This is a genomic window from Clostridium sp. OM05-5BH (assembly GCF_003481505.1).
GTDB lineage: Bacteria > Bacillota > Clostridia > Lachnospirales > Lachnospiraceae > Otoolea > Otoolea fessa.
The window spans coordinates 137,676-161,029 of sequence record NZ_QULJ01000002.1 but is presented as its reverse complement, the minus strand read 5'-3'; the positions used below and the strand labels follow the sequence as shown (position 1 = coordinate 161,029).

Below are 23,354 nucleotides of genomic sequence, written 5' to 3'. Positions count from 1 at the left end.
TCGTCACACAACGGCTCTGCGCCGTCCTACTAATCTTCTATCTCCCAATGCACCTGGCTTCCACCATTTCCTTTTTTTACCACCAGCTTGTGTCCCATCTCCTCTTTCAGCTCCGTCACGTGGGAAATGATGCCGATCAGGCGTCTTCCTCCGGACAGCTCCTGCAGCACCTGAACCGCCCGCGTTCGTGATTCCTCATCCAGGGAACCAAATCCCTCATCAATGAACATCGCATCCACCTTCACGCTGCCTGCCGCATTCTGGATGACATCCGCCATGCCGAGCGCCATCGCAAGCGCCGCCAGAAAGGATTCTCCACCGGACAGCGTTTTGACGTCCCGGACCCGGTCAGTCACAAAGCTGTAGACATCCAGGTCAAGTCCCACTTCTCCCTGTTTTCCCAGATCAGCCAGACCGCGGCATTGAAGTTCAAAGGTTCCTTTCGTCATCCGGCGCAGGCGGCGGTTAGCTGCCTGTATCATCTGGCGGAAATACTGGCGCTGTACATACGTCTGAAAATCGATCCGCGCCGCGCCGCTCAGTTTTCCGTCCGCCGTCTGGTAAAGCTCGCTGATCTGCTGTTTTTCCCGGTCAAGCTGCTCCCGTTCCTGCAGATACCCCCGAAGTGCCGCATATGCATCCTCGTTGCGCGTCCGCACCGACATATGTTCCCGGTGAAGCCGCGACCAGCGCGTTTTTTCCTCTTCCCAATGCCGGATCGCCTGCTGGATTTTTTCTTCCGGATCTGTTTCCGAATCTGCTTCCATATGTTCCCGGAGCGAAGATAAGCTTCCCTCCAGCTCCCGGCATTTTTCCCGGCACTCCTGTGCTTTCTTATCAGCCGCTGTCACCGCCTCTGCAAGTGTTTCCAGCTCCCGGCTGCGCTTCTCAAGCTCCACCCGGAGTGTCCGGCTGTCTTTCCACTCCAGCCGCTTCGAGAGTTCCTCCAGCTCATTACGTCTCGTCTGGCTCTCGATCGCCACCTGCTGCACCTCACTTCTTTTAAGCTCCAGCGCAGCTTCCAGCTTCTTCTGTCCGGCTCCGTTCGCCTCCCGTTTCTGCCGGATCGTTTCTTCCATGGCAATCCGGTCTGTATAAGTGGTTTCCGCCTGCCTGCATCGCCGGATTTCCTGTGCCATCTGCCGTAGCTCCTTCTCCAGAGCATCCACATCCGACTGGGCTGCCGGGCTGTCCTGATTTTGGCCGTACAGTTTTCCCTGGATCTCTATCCGCCGTCTGCTCTCATGTTCCAGCGAGATCTGCGCCTCCTGACACGCCTCAGCGGCTGTCCTCTGCTTCTGATCGGCATCATCCCGCCCGGCACGCAGCGCTTCCACCTGTTCCTCCCGGATCGGCTCTGTCTCCAGACGGCAGGGAGCCGGGTGTTCCAGCGAGCCACAGACCGGGCACGGTTTTCCTTCCTGCAGCTCTGCCGCCAGAAGTCCCGCCTGCATCGCCAGAAAGCGGCAGGACGCGTCCTGATACAACTGATCTGACTGCTGGTACGCCCGCGCGGCTGCCTGAAATTTTTCCTGGCGTTTTTCTAGTGACTTTCTCCATGTCCGCTCCGCTTCACAGCATTTCCCTAACTCCTGCAAAACCGCCTGGCGCCGTTCCATCTGCTCCCGCCGTCCCCGGCATTCTGCCAGGGCAGCGCGCGCCTCTACCGCCTCCCGCTCCTGGTTTCGAAGTATTTCTTCCTGTGTACGGCACGTTTCCAGCTGATTCTGCATTTTTTTCAGGTTTTGGGTCAGAGCCGTCCGCTGATGTTCCAAAGTTTCATATGCCTGCCGTTTTTTCTCCTGCTCCGCATAGAGCGGAAGCGCATCCTGCATCCGCCGGATCTGATCCTCCAGCTCCGGTTTCCGGCTCTCATAGGCTGCGGCAGCTTCCCGGCGCCTAGCCTCCATCTCCCGTCCAAATGCTTCCAAACGGCTCTTTTCTTCCAGTACCCGTTTTTCCTTTTTCACAAGCTCCAGATGGTTCTGTCCGGCAGCAAGCTTCTGGATTGCATTCTCTTCCAGTCTCCCCGTCTCTTCCTCGAGCCTCCGGCTTTCCTCCGACAAATGATGCAGAAATGCAAGCAGTTCCGCTCCATTTGTCCGGTACCGCTCTTTCAAAGACTGCCATCTTTCTTCCCACTCCGAAGCTACCGCCTCCTCCGTCCTGGGAACCGTCACCTGCCGGATGACTTCCTCGCACCGGGTCTTGTTATCCTCCAGCCTTCCATACAGCGTCCGATCTGCCTCCCGCAGCTTCTGCTGGATTCTACCGTAGATCCCGGTATGGAAAATGCGCGAAAATATCTCTTTTCTTTCTTTGGAGGATGCATGGAGCAGACGGATGTATTCGCCCTGCGCGATCATCGTGATCTGCGAAAACTGATCGCGGTCCACGCCCACGATCGCCCGGATCTTCTCATCGATCTCACGGATCCGGCCGGACATCTCACTTCCATCCGGCAAAAGCAGAGACGCTTTCGGCGCCACACTCGTCGCCGTATATGCGCCGTCCTTATTTTTCCGCTTGCTGAGGCGCGTGTATGCCGGACTGCGGCGGATCGTATAATCCTGCCCCTTATCCTCAAACGTCAGTTCCACCCAGGTCTCCGCGTCCTCCGGTGCATACTGGCTGCGAAGCATCGCGCCCTCTCTCCCGGCGCCGCTCGCCGCCCCGTAGAGCGCAAACGAGATCGCGTCAAAGATCGTCGTTTTGCCTGCCCCCGTATCGCCCGTGATCAGGAACAATCCCGTCCCCGCCCGTTCGAAATCAATCTGCGTCACGCCCCCATAAGAGCCAAACGCCGACATTGTAAGCAGCTTCGGTTTCATACGCGTTCCTCCTCCTCTGCCTCTTCCACCATGCGCGCCAGAATCGTCTCCTGTTCCTCTGTCATCGGGCAGTGGAGCACCGCCTCATAAAAAGAGGCAAATGCCTGAAACGGCGTTACCGCCCCTTTTTCCTCCGGTTCTTCCTCCAGTCGTTTCCGCGTCCTCTCATTGTCCACTCGGATCTCCAAAATATGCGCAAATAACTCCTCCAGGCGTTCCCGGAAATCGTACATTTCTTTTTCGTCCGTCAGGACCACGCTCACATACGCGTCCGCGCGTCCGCTTCCATCCGGCATCTTTTCCATCGTATCTGAAAGCAGCTTGAGTTCTTCCAGTGTCCCCCGCACGCGCTTTACATCGGGATGGCAGAGAATCGGCAGACGGCAGATCTGAGGCTCACTTCCTTTTTCTCCCAGTTTCACCACCGTGATCCCCTTCTGATGGTGTTCTTCACTGATCGAATATTTGTACGGCGTCCCACAATAGCAAAACCGCTCCTGCCCTACCTTCTGTGCCCCATGGATATGCCCTAACGCCGCATATTCAAACGGTTCCAGCACCGACGCATCGATCGCATCCAATCCTCCGGAGGTCAGCACCGCCGTCTCCGAATCGCAGGTTTCCGGATTCTGACCGTTCCAGACAAAAAACTGGTGCGCCAGAACCACATTGCGCTCCTGCTTCCGGATCGTCTCCCGCGCCAGGAGTTTCTGGAATGCATCGGTATAACCATTGGTGTCAAACAAATGGCGCACATGACCCGGACGGATAAACGGTACCAGATAAAAATGAACCGGTCCCCACTCATCTGTAAGTGTGACCTGCTTTAAATACTCCGTCCGATCTGCCGGCGGCAGCGCCGCGATATGGATCCGGTGGCGTGCCAGAAACGATGCGCCATACGCCAGCCGCTCCGGTGAATCGTGATTTCCCGCAATGATCAGGATCTCCGTTCCCGGACAGCGCCCGGATAGCTCGGTCAGAAACCAGTCAAAAAGCGTATACGCTTCCCCCGCCGGGACCGATTTATCATAAATATCCCCGCATATCAGAATCGCATCCGGCTTCTCTTCCTCCGCATATTTAAGTATCTGCAAAAAAGCATTCTTCTGGCTCTCGCGCAGGCTATAGCCATTTAACATTTTCCCGATATGCAGATCAGAAAGATGAAATAGTTTCACGCAGGCACACCTCCTTTTTCTTTCTTTGATCCACTATTTTTTTGATTTCCAATTTTTTCCGCTTAAACATATAGGCATTTTCCGGACATATATGGCAAAAAGCGCCGACACATCGAACCACTTCCCGTGCCAGCGCCTTTTTTGGTTACTGTGAACCGTTACCTTTTTCTGTTTTGTTCTTCACTCTTAATCCAGCTGGATCAATGCCATAAAGACCAGATCTTCATCTCCGGTATTGGCAATGCCATGACCACAGCCATCCGGCGTGAAGGTCTTATCGCCGACGGTAACCGGACGTTTCGTTCCATTATCATCGTACTCGCCCTGTCCCTTGATGATATAATACGTCTCGCTCTCGCCGTGGTGCTCATGATAGCCCAGGGAACATCCCGGTGCGATCGTTACCTCGGCAAACATCTTACATTTTGCATTTAACTCATTGTCATCCAGAATGTATTTTACAACTACCTGTCCTTTGCCGCCGTTCGCATTTTCCTTAACAACTGTCTTCATGCTGCTTCCTCCTCATCCTGTGCCATTCTTTCAGATTCGTTCGACACTATTTTTCTATGGTGTATTATAAGCGATTTTTTCCTCAACTTCAAGCTCTCTACTTAAGGGCAATCCGCATTTGTTGCAGTTCACACTTTGTGCAAACTGCAACTGGATTTTGCCGATGCTTCGCATTCCAAATCGGCAAAATCTGTTGCCTTCAATACTTCGTACGGAATTTTCAGTTCAGAAAATTCCTACTTGCTAAGTTCAATCCGCATTTCCAACTCGCTGTACGGAATTGTTACCTCCGGGAATCCTTCCGCATACGATGCAATCTCATACGGCGCATAATAGAAAACCACGCCCGTCTCGCTCAGATAAAACGGCGATTCGTAGCTGATGCCGTCTGCCACCGTATGTTCCAGATCCTCCGGTGATTCAAAGGCAAAATTTGTCTTTTCCGCCAGCTCCCTGAATGCCGCACCAACCTTCGCCTGCAGCTCCTCCACCGGATTCTCAACCACATCGCTCAAAGACAGGCGTGCCCCCGTTTCCCGGTCAAAGACAAAATACTGGCGGAACGGCGTTCCGTGTGCGCCGCCCGTATATTCGTATCCATCCGCACGGACGCAGACATAATGATCATCCAGATACGTAATCGCGTCATCTCCGTCGATCGTAAGAGCCATCGAATAGATCGGCTGCGCTGCATCCGCCTCCTGCGGAAGTACCTCTTCCTCCAATCCGTCCGTTTCCGCTGTATCGATGCTCATCTCCGTATCAAGATTCATGGAATCCGTCCGCGCCGCCGACAGAACCGACGCCTGCAGCTCCTGCATCGTCTGGTTCATCGCCTCGACCGCATCGCCCTCTCCGTCAAATACCAGCCGTTCTGCGTACACACTTCCCAGCTCCCGGCTTCCATCCGCACTCTTTAACGTCTCCGACTGCGCCTCGACATGCCCCAGCTCCCGGATCGGAGACTGGAACAGAACCGGCTCTAACAATGTCACTTCCCCGCCTGCCGCATCATCCAGCGTTTTTTCTCCCAGATAAACGCCGTAATCCTTAAACTGCTGGCAGTATGCCTGATTTCCCGTCACATAAAAATTACCATACATATAAAAATCATTCGTCATGCCCGGCTCTTCCTCGACCGTAAAAAGCGCATTCTGCGCCTCGGCGGCATTTGCCGCTGCATCTGCCTTAGCATCCGCCGCAATCCGCTTAAACGAAAATTTTCCCGTGCTGATCTGGGACGCCTGATTTTCCATCAGGTACAAATATCCGTCCTGATACTGCACCAGGCTGATATTTTCCGCCGTCTCATATAAAAGCGTCCGTTTTTCCGGGTCAGAGACCTCATAGCGGTAACACTGCGTATTTCCATTGCCATCCCGAAGCAGGGCAAAGAATGCGTCCTTCGCAAACAGCACCGACGATGTATTCGTAATATCCGAAATCTCCCTCGGATGGCTGCCGTCCACATCCGCAATCACCAGGCAGGTTTCATTCTGCACCGGCATATACCCAAACTGTTCCGTATAATATGGAAGAATCCCATTAAACAGCTCGCTGCAGCCTGCCGGAATCTCCCCGTAGATCGTGTCTGACGGTGACAACTCTCCCGCTGTTTTGCCATTCTCATCGAGCATATAAATGACATTCATGTTGTAACCCTTGACATACAGGCGGTTCTTTGACGCATAGAGCACCGACGGCTGATCCGTCAGATCCGCTAAATGCTCTTCCACACCGCTCTCCAAATCCAGCCGGTACAGCCCATAAAGCTCCGTGCCCTGTGTGCTGCCACTCTCCGCCTGTATCCGATCAAAATACAGCCCGCCTCCGTAGACCCAGAAGGTGCTGTTTTCATCTCCTGTGTCAAACTGGCAGAGCGTCTTCATCTCGCCTGTCTCCTTCGAAAGGGAACGGATCTCCGTGCGGTATTTGAGGTACAGCATGCCATTCTCCTCCAGCACCCGATCCGCCGCTCCGAGCGCCGTGCTGACCGCGCCCTCCGTTTCCTCTGCCGCCTGTGTCTGCGCTGTTGTCTCAGCCGCCGGTGATTTTTTGCACGCTGACAGGGCTGCCGAAGCAGCAATCAAAAACATCGAAGCCGCCAGCACTGCCCTATACCCTGTCTTTTTCTGAACCTTTTTTCTCTGGTTCTGCTCTGTTCTTCCCTGATTCTGTTTCATTTCTTCCCGTTTCCACTCTTTCTGAGCCATCCGTCCAAACTCCCCACACTTTTTCTATTTTTCATCGGACCTGCGTCCGCTTTTTCTTCTGAATACAGGCGGAAATGGTGAATCCATCCCCGCCTGTCATACAGTGTACCCTGTTTTTTTTGCAATGTCAAAAGGTGTTCCAATATATTAAGTTATATTAATGAAACTGTAAGATTACAGTGCGCGGGTCTTTGACACCTGCATACCAGCTTTATGAGGCAATCGGCATTCCTACTGCAAATTATCCGGTCCGAATCCCATCGGCAGAAGCTCCGCCAGTGTATAGACCTTATATTCCTTCACCGAACGTGCCAGAATGATCTGAAACGCATCCTCATGGCAGAATTCCTTCATCACCTGACGACACACGCCACAGGGCGCACACCAGTCAAATTCCGAAGCTCCTTCCGGGCCTCCCACAACTGCAATCGCTGTGAAGCTGCGTTCACCCTCACTGACTGCCTTAAAAAAGGCAGTGCGTTCCGCGCAGTTTGTCGGTGTATAGGCCGCATTTTCAATATTGCAGCCACGGTAAATCCCGCCTTTTTCAGTCAGCAGAGCCGCCCCCACCTGAAAATGAGAATAAGGTGTATAAGCCATCTTCCGTGCAGCGAATGCCTCCTCGATGAGTGTTTCTATCCTCTCATTATTCATTCTTCGCATCCTCCCGAATCAAGATACGGATGGCTTCCACCGCTGTCCGGATCGCTGCCTCTGTATCATGGGCCTGTTCATTGGACAGGCCTTTTTTCGCCCGCTCCTGATTAGCCAGAACCAGGAAGCAGGCACCTACACGCACCCGAAGGAAGCTGCCTGCGATAAACAATGCTGCTGACTCCATCTCCGATGCCAGGCATCCCATCCGAAGCCACGCCTGCCACTTATTTTCAAGCTCGTAGCTGACCGGCATCACCTCCGGCTCATGCTGTCCAAAGAAGGAATCCTTCGACTGTACAACGCCCGCATGACAGCGGAACTTCAGATTCTTCGCTGCACGGATCATGGCATTCATAACATCCACATGGGGAACAGCCGGGTACTCAATGGGAGCGTACTCTCTGCTGGTTCCTTCCATGCGGATAGCTCCGCTTGCAACTACGATATCTCCGCCCAGTACATCCTCCTGCATACCGCCACAGGTGCCCACACGCAGAAAAGTATGGGCTCCGCACTTGGATAACTCCTCGATAGCGATAGCCGCTGACGGACCACCGATGCCGGTTGACGTCACACTGACTTTTACCCCATCGATGGTTCCCGTATATGTGGTATATTCACGATTATCCGCAACTAACACCGGATTTTCAAAATGTTCTGCTATCTTCTTGCATCGCTTGGGGTCCCCCGGCATGATGACATATCCGCCGATATCCTCCGGACCGATTCCTGTGTGGTACTGTTTTCCCGTTCCTTCTGTATAATCAACCATATAATCGCCGCCTTTCTGTTTTTAACTTCAAGTCCAATGTCATTTATTTTATCTGATCCAGAATAGAAGTTCCGATGGTTCCCTCCGGCATCTTGACACCGAAATTGTCCGCAATAGTCGCACCGATGACAGCAAAGGTGTCACTGGTATCAAGCTTCCCACTTTCCGTATCCGATGGTGAATACGCAATAAACGGGACCTGCTCTCTCGTATGATCCGTTCCCTTGTAGGTTGGATCATTTCCATGATCCGCCGTCAGAATCAGCAGATCGTCCTCACGGAGCAGCGGCAGAAGCTCTCCCAGCTTTTTATCAAATTTTTCGATCTCTTCCCCGTATCCCACTGGATTTCTGCGATGTCCCCATAACGCATCAAAATCTACCAGATTGGTAAAGCAAAGTCCCTTGAAATCCCGCTTTGCGATATCGATGGTCTGCTGCATGCCATGTACACTGCTGTCGGAATGATTGCTTTCTGTTATCCCTTCTCCCACAAAGATATCGTTAATCTTTCCAACGGAAATCACATCATATCCGGCATCCTTCAGGGCATTCAGCGCCGTCGGTCCTGTGGGTTTCAAAGCATAATCATGGCGGTTACTTGTCCGTTTGAATTCGCCGCGTTTTTTACCCACATAGGGTCTTGCGATAACACGGCCAACTCTCCACTCATCCCGCATAGTCAGTTCTCTGGCAATCTCGCAGTAATGATACAAGGTCTCAAGCCCCATGGTTTCCTCATTGCCACAGATCTGAAGCACAGAATCCGCTGATGTATAGACAATCAGCTTTCCTTCATTCACTTCCTGTTCACCCAGCTCCTCCAGAATCTCCGTTCCGCTGGCTGCCTTATTGCCGATTATCTTTCTGCCGCAGCGCTTTTCCAGTTCGTCAATCAGTTCCTTGGGAAATCCATGCTCTGTAAATGTGATAAATGGCTTATCCGTCCGGATGCCCATCATCTCCCAATGACCGGTCATGGTATCCTTACCATTGCTTGCCTCATTCATCGCCATAAAATATCCTTCCGGATGTTCTGCCGGCTTTACCTGCTTAAGGGCCTTGAGATTGGCAAGTCCCAATCTCTGCAGATTCGGAATATCCAGATGTTCCACTGTTTCTGAGATGTGCCCCAGCGTATCCGCACCGGCATCGTCAAATCTGGCTGAATCCGCCATGGGCCCGATTCCAAGGGAATCAAGTACAATTACAAACACTCGCTTAAAACGCATACCACTCACCCTTTCTACTAATTTTTGCTATATTTGATAGTTTACTTTTTTACACTCTCACACAGTCACGGGTAATTTCAGCAAGGGAAGATACGCCGCACATAGCCATGGTATCTGCAAGCTCACTTCCGATCTTCTGGATATACGCTTCAACTCCTTCTCGGCCTCCGCCATATACAGCTGTGACGAAAGGTCTGGCTATGATAACCGCATCTGCCCCCAGTGCCAATGCTTTAAATACATCGGTGCCGGAACGGATTCCGCCATCTACGAAGATTTTCATGGAACCGTCCACTGCCTTTGCTATTTCTTCCAGAACCTCTGCCGTTGCCGGACACTGGTCCAGGACTCTTCCTCCATGGTTAGATACCACGATAGCTGCTGCACCGGCCTCTTTAGCCTTCAAAGCACCTTTTACCGTCATAATTCCTTTTACAATAAAAGGGACTCCTGCTGCCTTCACGATCTCACGAAGTTCCTCCACTGATTTACTTCCGGCCGGCGGATTGAAATTTTTCAAAAATGGAAGACCTGCCGCATCGATATCCATGGCAGCCGCGAAAGCACCTGCATCCTTGACAAGCGCCATCTTTTCACGAACCATCTCCACATTCCATGGCTTCACTGTAGGAATTCCCAGTCCCCCTGCCTTTTTGATGGCTTCCGTGGCAGCCACCATCACATTGCTGTCCATTCCGTCTCCTGTAAAAGCAGCAATTCCAAACTCTGCACAGGAAGAAACTAATATATCATTGTAAGAAACATCATTCAGTGAATCGCCGTAATGCATATTCACGGCTCCCACCGGACCTGCAAAAAAAGGATACTGAAAATTCTTTCCAAACAACGAAAGAGAGGTATCGATGGGACGTTTCTCCACCAGTGTATCCATCTGGACACGGATGTCCTTCCATTTGTCATAATTCCGAATCGCCGTATCTCCGATTCCTTTGGCTCCCGGACCCGGCATCTGATTCTTGCAGGCTCTTCCGTTGCATTCCGGACAGGCCTTGCAGTAATTGCCCATTTTTCCTCTTGCCAGTTCTAAACATTCTGCATAATTCATTAATCTGGTTACCTCCCTGTCACTTTCATGTGGTCTCGAAATCCTTTTGTACTTGATTCTGCGAGAAATTTTTTGACAGCTGCATCATTTCCGGTAAGTAGCTGTCCACCACTCAAAACAGCCATTTCACATATGATATAATAAAAACCTATCCCTTCTTCGGTCTCTTCTCAAATCCATGCACCCAATTTCCCCTTAAAAACAAAAACAGGAAAATCACGGAGCTGATGCTCCAGGTCAGTGGGTATGCCCAGAATATGACACGGATATCCGGAATCAGACGCACTGCCAGTGTGATGTAGCTGACCCGGAACAGACACCATACACAGAGCAGAACAATCATGGGCACGGCAGCATTGCCGGAACCCCGGAGTACAGCCGCGATACAGTGAGTAAATGCCAATAAACAATAAAACAACGCAATGGTTCTGGCCTGCATCACCCCATAATGTATTACATCCGGATCACGGTTGAATGCTGCAATCAGCACCGGTGCCGCCGTATATATGGTGATACCAATCAGTTCTGCAATGGAGATGGAGCAGAGGATACCGAACTTCGCACCTTTCTTTGCTCTATCATACTGCTTTGCCCCAAGATTCTGTCCCACAAAGGTAGTTATCGCCATAGTAAAGCAGGTCACCGGCAGGAAGGCAAAACCTTCTACCTTAGAATAAGCTCCGCAGCCTGCCATGGCCATTTTACCGAATGCATTGATGTTGGACTGTACAAACACGTTGGCTATGGCAATGACTGAGTTCTGGAAACCGGAAGGTACACCATTCTGAATAATCTGCCTCAGCATATGTCTGTCAAAACGAATCTTCCTAAGCTCCAGCCGGTAATCTTCCTTCACCCGCATCAGATGCACCATACAGAGAATCGCACTGACAAACTGGGATATAGCCGTTGCCAGGGCTGCCGATCCCACTCCCATGCCAAGTCCTGCGATAAAGAAGATATCCAGCACCACATTCACACAGGAGGAAATAATCAGATAGATCAGCGGATGGCGGCCGTCCCCCACCGACTGCAGGATTCCAACGAAAATATTGTACATGACTACACCCAGAGAACCTGCAAAATAGGTTTGAAAATATACTATCGATTCCGGAAGTACATCTGCCGGTGTTCCCATCAGTACCAGAATCTTCGGTGCCAGATACATTCCCGCAGCCGTCAGTGTGATTCCGGCCACCAGACCGAAGGCTGTGGTTGTATGAATCGCCCGCTGGAGATAATCCTTGTTTTTCGCCCCATAATACCTGGCAATTACTACACCGGCTCCCATGGCAATACCGTTAATAAAACCTACCATCAGGAAAATCAGGTTTCCTGACGAACTGACTGCTGCCAGCGCATTGCTGCCAAGATAATTACCTACAATCAGGGAATCCGCTGTATTATACAGCTGCTGAAACAGATTCCCCAGAAACAATGGTATGGCAAATAAAATAATCTTCTTAGAGATACTTCCCTCTGTCATCCTCGTTTTGCTTTCAGCCCCCATAAAACCCCCAAAATTAATCATATTTATGCACACAGTCGATGACTATTCATCACCCCCTCTGCACGCATATGTTCTCGATCTCATTATAGCCGACTGCCAGCAAATTCTCAATACTTCTTGCGCTGAGGGTGTAGCCCATTTGCTGTGATTAACTGTGCTAATCGGCACACATCGTTTTTATGTTTCTTTATATTTTTGCTGTCAACCTGATCTCCATTCAACTTGCGTTCTTTTAAACCCAGCCACGCTTTCGCCTTAAATGGTATCAGGCAAGTCGGACTTAATACTGGAATGCCATCAACCCTCTTTTGTCCGGTTTTTAGCAATTCATAATACGCTTCATTTAAAAGGATTGCCGACAAACTAGATATTTCATCATCTATCAGAAGCGGGGTGAGAACTGCATCATCTTCCAATATAATGAAATCCGGATTTTTGGAAAATATTTCTATCATATTAAGCAAAATTTCCACTCGATGAGTGGAAATTCTACAATACGTGAACTACTTCTTGAATTTATATTTTCCTTTTCCATGACCGGATACTGGTTCAATAATGTCTGCCTTTACCAAATTGGAAAGAAGTTTTGAAGCACCTGAACCTTTCAGCTCAAGAAGCTCCATAACTGCACTTCTTCCAAACACCTCATCAAAGCCAAACTTCTCAAAAAGTCTATGGATATGAACCGTCGTTTTTGCCGAGAAATCACTACTTTTTTCGAAAAGTAAACTTTCAATATCCACTTTTTTGTCTCGAATGTCCACTTTTTCACTCTCAACATCCACTTTTGTGTCCCCAATGTCCACTTTTTCTTCGTTCAAAAGTCCACTTATATGAAGATTTCGATTATGAAGCTCATTTTTCTCGTTCAAAAGCAGATTTCTGAGAAACGCTTCCAAATACTCTGTTGTTTCGTGAATGCCTTTTTGCAGGTTCGTATAGTTTGCACGCACAAGTGCATTTCTGAAATACCAGGCATTTTCTGCAAAAATATCATTGGTTGCAGAGAACCCAAGCGTCCTTAAATATTTGATGAAGAACACTGCTGTTGTTCTCGTATTGCCTTCCCCGAAGATATGGATTTGCCATAAGCTTGAAACAAATACCGCAAGATGATGGATAATCTCGTCCATTGAAAGCCCTTTATAGCTAAAATCCTTCTCCTGCGAAAAATCATATTCAAGTGTGGCTCTCAGTTCTGAAGCACTGCCATACATAACAGTTGCCCCATCAAGCACCCATTCTTTCTTTGTAATGTTGTAATCTCTAATCTTTCCGGCGTGTTTATAAATACCCTGAAAGAGTTTACGGTGGATAGAGATATACTCGTTTGGCGAAAATGAAAACGCTGTTTCAGAAAGAATTTCTGCGATACGGGACGAAACCTTATCTGCTTCTTCGGTACGCTCGTCATCGGACAAATGCACTGGTCTTTCTTCATAGTAACTGTCGATGAGACTCTGTGCTTCCTTCATCGTGATTTTTCCTTCAATATTCTGAATGGCAGTATCAATCAAATATTTAGATGGTTTGAGTCCGTCCACCGCCTGAAGTCCAATTGCCGTACTCCAAGCATAACTTTTATAAGCTTTATTCGGTTCAGACTCCCTCAAATATTCCTTAAACGGATCTTTCTCCATATCCACTACCTCGCTTCATAGTCTTATAATTCTATCTTCTGTAAGATTGAAAGTGCTATCTAAAAGAGTAAGTTGTTGATTATCATTTTTAACAAAAGACATATGCATCACCTCACAGAATCTTACCTATATTTTACCAGAAAATCCAATGTTTTTATATATCGTGTTAAACTTTCAAGGTACAAATTTATATCAAAGGGGATGCGAAAAAACTCAATCGAGTTTTTTCACATCCCCTAATTTCTTCTAATTCAAATTTCTTATATGATATATCAAAATAATACCCGAACCGAATTTTTTGACATTTGCCGCACTGAATTACCTGATTCTCTAATCTTTATGATTATCGCTCTAAAATCGTATACTTCTTCTCCAGGCGAACCGGATGCATACTCTCTTTCGTCCGCCTGAGATTTTCAAGTCCCATATCGTCTTCCCGGTTTACAAATTCCGTCTCCGGATAAACGTGCGTTAAAAATTCTTTTTCCAGGTAATTATAAAGCCCGCGTAACTCCAGATTCGCCTTTTCCACATGGGTAACAGTCATATTTCTCTCCTGATTCATCGTTCCCATCGAAAATGCTTCCAGAGTTCCTCCTATCCGGACTCCCGCCATCGTGATCCCCGCCCTCGCGTCCAAAACGGATTGTCTCAAAGCTCCCCTGCTCTTCGCTGTCCAGCCGGTTCAGATCATCGTCGCTCTCCTTATTCTTAGACCAGCGTTCCAGAAACGTCCGTATCCCGCCCTCATCCTCCGGATTCAGGATCACAAACTCTGCCGTTTCCCCGTAATCCCGATGGAATCGCGAAATCCGGTTTTTCATTTTTGAATATTTTCTTCCGGGAAGGACACGCATTTCTTCCCCAGAATAAATATAGTCAAAGCTGTCCCGATCCTCCAGCACCTCATAGCGCTCCGGATCCGGGCGAATCGCTCCAAGCGCCGCCTCATCCACCAGATACATATGCATTTTCACACCGATTGCTGTGAAATATTCCTGCAGACGGTCAAAGTTTTCCCGCATATGCCCCAGGGCGCAGACCGGGACCATCGTCGCCTGCTCATCATAATCGATCTTCTGAAGCCACACAAGCCCCTTTTCGTCCGCATAGTATTTTGTCTCATAATAAGGTCTCCAGAGCAGATGATAGGCAAAACGGGATTCTGCACAGTCCGTCGGGTGCAGCGAAAAATACGGCTGCAGACCAATCAACTTCTCCGGTGTCAATGGTTCAAATTTTATCATGCGTTGCTCTCCTCCCCTGCATCTACTTTCTCACCAAAGAAGAAGAAAAGTACAGCTGCGGCAAAACCACTTCGACGCAAACGGTCAAACTTCGACCTAATTGGTATCTGGGGATCAAAAAAATGCCGCCTTACGCGACATTTTTCTGAATCCGAATCTTATATTTAATTTATAATCACACCTCCAGCTTCCGCTTCTTTGCCAGCTTCTTCATCTCCTCCGCATTCTGCCGCACGGTCTCGGTGATCTCCGCGCCGCCCAGCAGTCTCGCAAGCTCGTCCACCATCGCCTCGCGGTCTAAGGCGCGGATGGAGGTTGCCGTCCGTCCATCGGACGCGGATTTGCGGATCTCGAAGTGCTGGTCCGCCATCGCCGCGATCTGCGGCAGGTGCGTGATGCAGATGACCTGACGGCATTTGGAGAGGATCCGCAGCTTCTCCGATACCATCTGTGCAGTCCGCCCGCTGATACCGGTGTCAATCTCATCAAAAATCAATGTTGGAACCTGATCGGTCTCCGCCAGCACCGTCTTGATTGCCAGCATGATACGCGACAGCTCACCGCCGGACGCCACCATACCGAGCGGCCGAACCGGTTCGCCCGGATTCGTGGAAATCAGGAATTCCGGCTCGTCGATACCGCCCGCCGTGAAATGATCCAGCCGCCTAAACTCCATCTCAAACTGCACATCAAGGAAATTCAGTTCCCGAAGCCCGTCTGCGATCTTCTCCACCAGCTCCCCGGCAAACTGCTTACGCGCTGCTGACAATGCCTCGGAATGTTCTTTCAGTACTGCTTCCGCCTGTTCCAGTTCTTTTTCCGCCTGTTCCCGAAGTTCATCGTAATTCTCCAGTTCCTGCAGTCGCGCTTTCTTTTCTTCCAACGCCTGAAGTACCTCCGGGATCGTCTTCCCATACTTGGTTTCCAGGCTCCGGATCAGGTCAAGCCGCTCCTGTGTCTCCTGAAATGCCGCTTCGTCAAAGGTCATATCGTCCATATATCCGGCGATCTCCCTGGAAAGATCCGAAAGAAGGGAATCTACATCGCACAGCTCGTCACGGATCCCCTTCAATCCCTCGTCAAATGCCATCGCACCATCGATCTCACGGAACGCCCGCGACACCGCATCGCCGGACACCGCGTCATATGCCTGTGAAAGACTCTCAGTGATCCGTCTGGCATTGGAAAACCGCTTAAAATCGGCTGCCACCTTTTCCTCTTCTCCATCCTTTAACGCGGCATTTTCAATCTCCTCGATCTCAAACCGACAGAAATCCATCTCCCGCAGTCTCGTCTCCTGATCGGATGCAAATGCGGCACATTTCTGTTTTAACTGCATATACAAGCGATAGGCAGCTTCCGTATTCTGTTTGAATGGGAGAAGTTTCTCCCCGCCATACGCATCGAGGATTTCCAGATGTTTTGACGCATTCACCAGCGACTGGTGTTCATGCTGTCCGTGCAGATCGATCAGAAGACCCGTGATCTCCCGCAGCCTTGCAGCCGTTACCGTCTCGTCGTTGATGCGGCTGATGCTCCGGGTCGGTGTGATTTTCTTAGAAATGATTAAAATTCCCTCTTCATCAGGGTAAACATCATGTTCCTTCAGCTGCTCGCGCTTTCTCTCATCATCGATGGAAAAAACCAGTTCAATGTAGGCGCTGTCGCAGCCCCGGCGGATCATCTCTTTCGGTGCTTTTCCGCCCAGCGCAATCTGGACCGAACCGATGATGATCGATTTTCCGGCTCCCGTCTCACCGGTCAGAATGTTGAGTCCGTCCCCGAACTCCACCTCCGCCGAATCGATCAGAGCCAGATTTTTCACTCGTAAATGATAAAGCATCCGCTTTCCGTTCCTCCTTATCAGCGGTTCCCGCAAAAAATGCGTGAACCCACCTTCCCTCATCCCGCAATCAGCTTGCGGATCTTGTCCATCAGCACGATCGTATCGTCCACCGTACGGACTGCACACATGACCGTATCGTCCCCGGCGATGCAGCCGACAATCTCTGAAAAATGGATGGCGTCGAGCGCTGCCGCGACTGCCATCGCCATGCCTGACACCGTCTTGATGACAAGGATATTCTGCGCCATATCCATGGAAACGAAGCTATCGTGCAGAATACGGGTATATTTATCATTGAACGCCGTCTGAGGATGGAAAACCGCATATTTCTGTCCGCCGTTTTCTGTCTGGATCTTAGACAGCTTTAACTCCCGGATATCCCTGGAAACCGTTGCCTGCGTGACATTGTATCCCTCTTTATTCAGATATTCCGCCAGCTCTTCCTGCGTTTCAATCTCATATTTTCCAATCAATTCCACAATCTTGCTGTGACGTTCCATTTTCATGGCTCTGACTCCTTTTATATCTGTTTCATTTTGTTCCGTATATTTTCCAAAAATGGCACCTGTTTGAGCTGTATCAATGTCGTCTCGATCTCTGATTTTGCTATCTCGATTGTATCACCCGGCTCAATATCAACCACCGTATCGCCGTCAAAGCTCAGCGAAACCTTCGTCCGCCCGGTCGTCTGAATCCGCAGACTCAAATGGCTATCCGGCGGCAGAACGATGCTGCGCGAATTGAGTGAATGCGGGCAGAGAGGCGTCAATACCAGCAGTTCCGCCTCCGGCGCCACGATCGGACCGCCCGCTGACAGGTTGTATGCCGTCGAACCGGTCGGGGTCGCAACCACCATGCCGTCCGCCGAATATTCGTTAAACAGCTGTCCATTGACAGCCAGCTCAAACCGGAACGCATCAATTCCCATACGGTTCAGGACAATATCATTCAGGGCGATATCCTCCATAACAACCTTCCCGCCAGAAATCACGCACCCCTTGATCATCATCCGACTTTCCAGACGGTAGTGATCTTCCATCAGATCCCGCATGGCAGGCAGAATGTCCTCCTCATGCCCAATCTGCGTCAGATACCCCAGATGCCCCATATTGATGCCAAACAGTGGAATCTTCCGTCCCGCCAGATCACGCGCCGCCTGAATCAACGTTCCATCACCGCCCAGACAGATCACACAGTCTGTGTCCTCCGGCACGGTCCGACGATCGGTATAGCGGTATGCCGCAGCCACTTCTGCGTCCCTGCGAAGTCCATCATGGCGATCCAGACGGATGCAGCGGCAGCCCTGTTCTGCAAAAAAACTGCAAATCAGATCGGCTGCCTCCTCTACACGCGGCTTTTCGCGGTTTACAATCAGATAGAAATTTCTCATGTTTTGTCTAACTCCCTGTGAGCTTCCTCAACAACCTGTTCCGGTGAAACCGGACACTCTTTTTCCGCTTTTGCAAGTGCTTCCTCACCCGTCACAGTTTCCTCCGATGCCTGCTCCGGTTTATGCAGGTACAGGAGGTACTCGATATTTCCCTCCGGTCCCTTGATCGGGGAAAATTCCAGATTCCGGATCTCAAAACCGATCTCTGCCGCATATGCCATCACCATCTGAATGACCTCCAGATGCGTGCTCTTCTCGCGGACAACGCCCTTCTTTCCGACTTTCTCACGTCCCGCCTCGAACTGCGGCTTGATCAGTGCAACCACCTCGCCGCCCGGGCTTAAAATCTCCTTGACCGGACCTAAAACCTTCGTCAGGGAAATAAAGGAAACGTCGATCGAAGAGAAATCTACCGGCTCGCCGATATCCTCCGGTGTCACATAACGGATGTTTGTCTTCTCCATGCAGACCACACGCGGATCATTGCGAAGTTTCCACGCCAGCTGTCCATGTCCTACATCGACCGAAAACACCTTGACCGCGCCATTCTGCAGCATACAGTCGGTAAATCCGCCTGTGGACGCGCCGACATCCATACAGACCTTTTGAGCCAGCGTCACTCCGAAATGCGTCATCGCCTTCTCCAGTTTCAGACCTCCGCGGCTCACATATTTTAAGGTAGATCCACGTACCTCGATCTTCGCATTTTCATCGAAGGTCGTACCCGCCTTGTCTTCTTTCTGATCTTCTACATATACAATCCCGGACATGATGATCGCTTTCGCCTTCTCACGGGATTCTGCCAGACCTCTCTTGACGAGAAGTACATCTAACCGTTCTTTCATTCTATGTTCTTCCTTCCGCTGCTACCACTCTTTTGTTTCCCATCATGCTTCCGCGTCAGTCTGCAGCACACCTTCACGTTTCAGCTGCGCCAGAATCGAATCACTGTCAATTCCCAGCTCATTCCGGAGCACCGACACATTTCCGTGTTCGACGTAGGCATCCGGCAGCGCTATATTAACTACCTTGATCTGCGGATAATGCTTCTGTACATAATCCGTCACCCGCTCGCCGTAACCGCCGCGCAGGACATTTTCCTCCAGTGTCACGATCGTATGATGCGTTCCAGCCAGATGGTCGATCACGTCGGTATCCATCGGTTTCACAAACCGCCCGTTGACCAGCGTACACGGCTGCCCGGCACTCTTTAATTTCTCCCGGATATGCTCTGCCGTGCTGACCATGCTTCCGACTGCCAGAAGCGCCGTCCCTCTCTCCTCATACAACATCTCGCTGACGCCATACTCGACCGGTGCCAGAAATTCTTTCAAGCCCCGGTACGCCTCGCCCCTCGGATAACGGATCGCAATCGGTCCATCGTAGGAGATAGCAAACTGCAGCATCTTTTCCAGTTCCCAGCGGTTCTTCGGCGCCATCACGCTCATATTCGGCACAGAGGAGAGGAATGTCAGATCAAAAATACCCTGATGTGTCTCCCCATCGCTTCCGACCAGTCCCGCGCGATCCACGCAGAACACAACCGGAAGATTCTGGATACAGACATCGTGAATGACCTGATCATATGCCCTCTGTAAAAAGGACGAATACACCGCCACCACCGGTTTCAGACCGGCTGCCGCCATACCCGCCGCCGAGGTAACCGCGTGTTCCTCCGCGATTCCCACATCGAAAAAGCGGTCCGGATATTCTTTCGAGAACCGTTTGAGCCCCGTTCCATCCGGCATCGCCGCTGTCACCGCCACGATCTTCGGATTTTCCGCTGCCAGACGGCAGATTTCTCTGGAAAATACATCTGTATAGCCCGGATGTTCCTTTTTCCGGAGCGGTTTTCCCGTTTCAATATCAAATGGTTCAACTCCGTGAAATGCCGACGGATTCTTCTCCGCCGGACGGTATCCCTTGCCCTTTTTCGTAATCACATGGATCAGCACCGCGCGGTTGATCTTTTTCGCCTCGCTGAAAATACGGATCAACCCCTTAATATCATGTCCATCCACCGGTCCCAGATACGTGATTCCCATATTTTCAAACCACATGCCCGGAATCAGAAGCTGCTTGATGCTGTTCTTTGTCCGGAGCAGCGTGCCGACCAGATCCGAACCGATCATCGGGATCCGCGATAACGTGCCCGCCACATTCTTCTTCAACAGATTGTAGCCCTCATCTGCACGAAGATTATTCAGATACCGCGACATACCGCCGACATTTTCCGAAATGGACATATTATTATCATTTAAAACAATAATAAAATTCGTCTTGAGCCGTCCCGCATTGTTGAGCGCCTCATATGCCATGCCGCCGGTCAGCGCGCCGTCCCCGATGACGGAAACGATCGAATAATCCTCGCCCAGCAGATCTCGCCCCTGTGCCATACCAAGCCCCGCCGAAATCGAAGTCGAGCTGTGTCCCGTGTCGAACGCATCAAACGGGCTTTCCTTCCGCTTCGGGAAACCGCTCAAGCCCCCATACTGGCGCAGTCCATCAAAATTATCCTTCCGCCCGCTTAAAATCTTGTGCGTATAGGACTGGTGCCCTACATCCCAGATAATCTTATCCTTCGGAAGATTCAGCGCGCAGAACATTGCAATCGTCAGTTCCACCACGCCTAAATTGGACGCCAAATGACCGCCTGTCCGGCTTGTCGTCTCGATCAGAAACTCGCGGATTTCCGCCGCCAGTTCCTTGCGTTCTTCCTCGCTCAACCGTTTTACATCCTCCGGTCCTTTTATCGTATCTAATACCATTCTTTCATCCCCCAAACCGTTTTCCACATCCGCTGTCGTCCCCGGTCTTCGATTGGATTTTTTATTTTTCACGGCTGACCAGCATCTCGATCAGCTCTTCGAGGAATTCATTCTTTCCAGGCAGGGAATAGAGGATATCAACCGCCGTCTCCGAAAGCTGTTTGACATCATGCTTCGATTTCTCGATTCCCTCCAATGTCACATAAGTGGTTTTATTGTTTTTCTCATCGCTCAGAACCGGTTTTCCAAGCACCTCCTGGCTGCTGGTAACGTCGAGAATATCATCCTGGATCTGGAACGCCAGACCGATCGCCGCCGCCATACGCTCTACTGTCCCGCACTCAGCTTCGCTCGCGCCCGCCATCACGGCTCCGATCACCATCGAAGCCTCCAAAAGTGCTCCCGTCTTTAAACGGTAGATAAAATCCAGCTTATCCTTCGGAATCGGCTGATTCGTCAGTTCCACATCCACCGTCTGACCGCCGATCATGCCGTAAATACCCGTTTTTTCGGATAAAATCTGGATACAGCGTCCCACCTTTGCCGCATCCGGCGTCATCGCAAATGCCTTTGCCGCCGTCTCGATCGCGTAGATCAGAAGGGCATCTCCCGCCAGAACTGCCATATCATACCCATATGCAACCCAGGTCGTCTTTTTTCCACGGCGGTACTCGTCATTGTCCATACATGGAAGATCGTCATGAATCAGGGAAGATGTATGAATCATCTCGATCGCCGCCATCAGCGGCTCAATCTCTTTTCCCTGACCGCCAAACAGACGGTATACCTCACGCATCAGAATCGGACGAAGGCGTTTGCCGCCTGCCTTCACGCTGTAATTCATCGCTTCAAAGATCGTTTTCTGATGCCCTTCCTCTGCCGGAAGATAAGAATATACAATCTCTTCCGCTTCTTTGACTGCCTGTGCCAGCCGTTCCTTTGCATTTTCCATCTCTGTCACGCCTCCGTCTCCTCGCCGTTTACGACCATAATCTGTTTTTCAACCTTATCTATCTTTTCACTGCAGGCGCGGACCAGACGCATTCCCGCCTCATACGACGCAAACGATTCTTCCAGCGTGCTGTGGCTGTCCTCCAGCGTCCGCATAATGCCATCCAGACGGTCAAACATTTCCTCAATCGAAAGTTCTTCCTTATTCTCTTCCATCGATCCTGCCTCCTGTTTTATCTAATATACTCTCGGAATCTTTCCTGAAAGAAAACGTGTTCTCAAATCTCTCTGTTATGATTCACACGCAACACAATGAACCACTTTTTTACCCAGGCAGGTTTTCCTGATAAACCTCCCGGATCTCTGCCTCCACGCGTCCATCTGGCAGACGGACGGTCAGCGTATCCCCAGCTTGCAATCCTGTCACTGTCTCCACACGTTTTCCATCTGCATCCGTCACGAACCCATATCCGCCGCTTATCTTTTTTAACGGGGAGAGACCATCCATCCGGCTGCACACCAGTTCCAGACGATGGCGCAGATCGGACACCTTTTTCTCCATCTGGCGCGCCATCTTAACTCTCGCATCTTCCAGATACTGCCGTCTCTCATTTAACTGACTCTGCGGACTGTGAAGCTGCAGGCGCAGACGAAACTGCTCCAGGCGATAGGCATACTGCTCCGCCTTCTGCTCCATCCGCTTCGTCATCTGCTGTGCCGCCGCAATGCACTGCTGCTCAAACAGGTGGTAATCAAAAACCGCCAGTTCTGCCGCCGCCGAAGGAGTCGGGGCACGCAGATCCGCCACATAGTCCGCGATCGTAACGTCTGTCTCATGCCCGACCGCCGAGATTACCGGCGTCCGGCACGCAAAAATCGCCCGCGCCACACTCTCCTCATTGAACGCCCACAGATCCTCAATCGAACCGCCTCCGCGCCCGACGATCAGCACATCCAGATGCAGCGCATCCAGGGTCTGGATCGCCCGCACGATACTCGGCGCTGCCCCTGCTCCCTGCACCAGTGCCGGGCAGAGGACAAGCTGCACGTAAGGGTTCCGCCGTCCCGAGATATTGATAATATCCCGGATTGCTGCGCCGGTGCTCGCCGTCACGATACCGACCGTTTTTGCATACTTTGGGATCGGCGTTTTATATTCCGGGGAAAACATCCCCATTTCTTCTAATTCATTTCTCAGTTTTTCAAAGCGCCGGAATAAATCGCCCGTGCCGTCCAGCGTGATCTCGCTGGCATAGAGCTGGTATCTTCCATCCCGCTCATACACTTCGATACTGCCCTTCACGACAACCTGCTGTCCTTCTTCCAGACGGAACGTAAGTCCCTTCCGCCTACTGGCAAACATAACTGCCTGCATCGCTCCCAGACCGTCTTTCAAGGTAAAATAAATATGACCGGACGTATGATATTTGCAGTTAGAAACCTCGCCCTTGACCGAAATCCGGTTCAGGGCAAAGTCCTGTGCGAACATATTTTTAATGTATGCATTAACCTGCGAAACCGAATATACGCCAGCCATC

The 23,354-nt window shown here is 50.8% G+C and carries 21 protein-coding genes; all 21 read right to left on the bottom strand.

All coding sequences use genetic code 11. The features are described 5' to 3' along the window. Positions 1-29: 29 nt before the first annotated feature. The 21 genes from DXB70_RS03230 to xseA all read right to left on the bottom strand — a co-directional run bounded on the left by DXB70_RS03230 (position 30) and on the right by xseA (position 23,353). Positions 30-2,831: an SMC family ATPase gene (locus DXB70_RS03230; protein ID WP_118672644.1), complete on the bottom strand. Its 2,802-nt coding sequence runs from the start codon at positions 2,829-2,831 to the stop codon at positions 30-32. Beyond that, the gene (locus DXB70_RS03225; RefSeq protein WP_118672643.1) at positions 2,828-4,012 is read right to left on the bottom strand and encodes an exonuclease SbcCD subunit D; all 1,185 of its coding nucleotides are present in this window, start codon (positions 4,010-4,012) and stop codon (positions 2,828-2,830) included. The genes DXB70_RS03230 and DXB70_RS03225 overlap by 4 nt, the downstream gene beginning before the upstream one ends. A gap of 186 nt (positions 4,013-4,198) precedes the next feature. Then, complete coding sequence (locus DXB70_RS03220; protein ID WP_107000176.1) at positions 4,199-4,525, bottom strand: cupin domain-containing protein; 327 nt, start codon at positions 4,523-4,525, stop codon at positions 4,199-4,201. Between the two features lie 236 nt (positions 4,526-4,761). Further along, a complete protein-coding gene (locus tag DXB70_RS03215; protein ID WP_118672642.1) occupies positions 4,762-6,738 on the bottom strand; it encodes an RsiV family protein in 1,977 nt (658 codons plus the stop codon). A 231-nt stretch (positions 6,739-6,969) separates the two neighbouring features. Next, positions 6,970-7,392, bottom strand: a complete 423-nt coding sequence (gene cdd, locus DXB70_RS03210; RefSeq protein ID WP_118293287.1) for a cytidine deaminase — start codon at positions 7,390-7,392, stop codon at positions 6,970-6,972. Then, the gene (gene udp, locus DXB70_RS03205; RefSeq protein ID WP_118293288.1) at positions 7,385-8,167 is read right to left on the bottom strand and encodes a uridine phosphorylase; all 783 of its coding nucleotides are present in this window, start codon (positions 8,165-8,167) and stop codon (positions 7,385-7,387) included. Before udp ends, cdd begins: the two co-directional genes overlap by 8 nt. A 43-nt stretch (positions 8,168-8,210) precedes the next feature. Further along, positions 8,211-9,398 carry a phosphopentomutase gene (locus tag DXB70_RS03200; protein WP_118626927.1) on the bottom strand — a complete coding sequence of 396 codons (1,188 nt, stop codon included), beginning with the start codon at positions 9,396-9,398 and terminating at the stop codon, positions 8,211-8,213. A 49-nt stretch (positions 9,399-9,447) separates the two neighbouring features. Next, positions 9,448-10,464 (bottom strand): alpha-hydroxy-acid oxidizing protein, encoded by a 1,017-nt coding sequence (locus DXB70_RS03195; protein ID WP_118293290.1) that lies wholly within the window; start codon positions 10,462-10,464, stop codon positions 9,448-9,450. Positions 10,465-10,612: 148 nt separating this feature from the next. After that, the gene (locus DXB70_RS03190) at positions 10,613-11,974 is read right to left on the bottom strand and encodes an MATE family efflux transporter (RefSeq protein WP_118570408.1); all 1,362 of its coding nucleotides are present in this window, start codon (positions 11,972-11,974) and stop codon (positions 10,613-10,615) included. A gap of 107 nt (positions 11,975-12,081) precedes the next feature. Continuing rightward, positions 12,082-12,429, bottom strand: coding sequence for a hypothetical protein (locus DXB70_RS03185; protein ID WP_118672641.1), 348 nt, complete (start codon positions 12,427-12,429; stop codon positions 12,082-12,084). A 48-nt stretch (positions 12,430-12,477) separates the two neighbouring features. After that, a complete protein-coding gene (locus DXB70_RS03180) occupies positions 12,478-13,614 on the bottom strand; it encodes a Fic family protein (protein ID WP_118672640.1) in 1,137 nt (378 codons plus the stop codon). Between the two features lie 343 nt (positions 13,615-13,957). Next, positions 13,958-14,188 carry a phosphatidylglycerol lysyltransferase domain-containing protein gene (locus DXB70_RS14520; protein WP_347559582.1) on the bottom strand — a complete coding sequence of 77 codons (231 nt, stop codon included), beginning with the start codon at positions 14,186-14,188 and terminating at the stop codon, positions 13,958-13,960. Then, on the bottom strand, positions 14,109-14,861 hold the full coding sequence (locus DXB70_RS03165; RefSeq protein WP_118672638.1) for a phosphatidylglycerol lysyltransferase domain-containing protein: 753 nt from the start codon (positions 14,859-14,861) through the stop codon (positions 14,109-14,111). Before DXB70_RS03165 ends, DXB70_RS14520 begins: the two co-directional genes overlap by 80 nt. Before the next feature lie 175 nt (positions 14,862-15,036). Next, on the bottom strand, positions 15,037-16,704 hold the full coding sequence (recN, locus tag DXB70_RS03160) for a DNA repair protein RecN (RefSeq protein ID WP_118672637.1): 1,668 nt from the start codon (positions 16,702-16,704) through the stop codon (positions 15,037-15,039). A gap of 59 nt (positions 16,705-16,763) precedes the next feature. Beyond that, positions 16,764-17,213, bottom strand: a complete 450-nt coding sequence (gene argR, locus DXB70_RS03155; RefSeq protein ID WP_022359930.1) for an arginine repressor — start codon at positions 17,211-17,213, stop codon at positions 16,764-16,766. A 14-nt stretch (positions 17,214-17,227) separates the two neighbouring features. Further along, the gene (locus tag DXB70_RS03150) at positions 17,228-18,097 is read right to left on the bottom strand and encodes an NAD(+)/NADH kinase (protein WP_118628648.1); all 870 of its coding nucleotides are present in this window, start codon (positions 18,095-18,097) and stop codon (positions 17,228-17,230) included. Next, positions 18,094-18,942 (bottom strand): TlyA family RNA methyltransferase, encoded by an 849-nt coding sequence (locus DXB70_RS03145; RefSeq protein ID WP_118672636.1) that lies wholly within the window; start codon positions 18,940-18,942, stop codon positions 18,094-18,096. Before DXB70_RS03145 ends, DXB70_RS03150 begins: the two co-directional genes overlap by 4 nt. A 42-nt stretch (positions 18,943-18,984) precedes the next feature. Further along, the gene (gene dxs, locus DXB70_RS03140; protein ID WP_118293819.1) at positions 18,985-20,865 is read right to left on the bottom strand and encodes a 1-deoxy-D-xylulose-5-phosphate synthase; all 1,881 of its coding nucleotides are present in this window, start codon (positions 20,863-20,865) and stop codon (positions 18,985-18,987) included. 61 nt (positions 20,866-20,926) lie between these two features. Continuing rightward, complete coding sequence (locus tag DXB70_RS03135; protein WP_117796477.1) at positions 20,927-21,817, bottom strand: polyprenyl synthetase family protein; 891 nt, start codon at positions 21,815-21,817, stop codon at positions 20,927-20,929. A gap of 5 nt (positions 21,818-21,822) precedes the next feature. Next, positions 21,823-22,032, bottom strand: coding sequence for an exodeoxyribonuclease VII small subunit (xseB, locus tag DXB70_RS03130; RefSeq protein WP_118672635.1), 210 nt, complete (start codon positions 22,030-22,032; stop codon positions 21,823-21,825). Between the two features lie 109 nt (positions 22,033-22,141). After that, positions 22,142-23,353, bottom strand: a complete 1,212-nt coding sequence (gene xseA / locus DXB70_RS03125) for an exodeoxyribonuclease VII large subunit (RefSeq protein WP_022359936.1) — start codon at positions 23,351-23,353, stop codon at positions 22,142-22,144. Position 23,354: the final 1 nt, after the last annotated feature.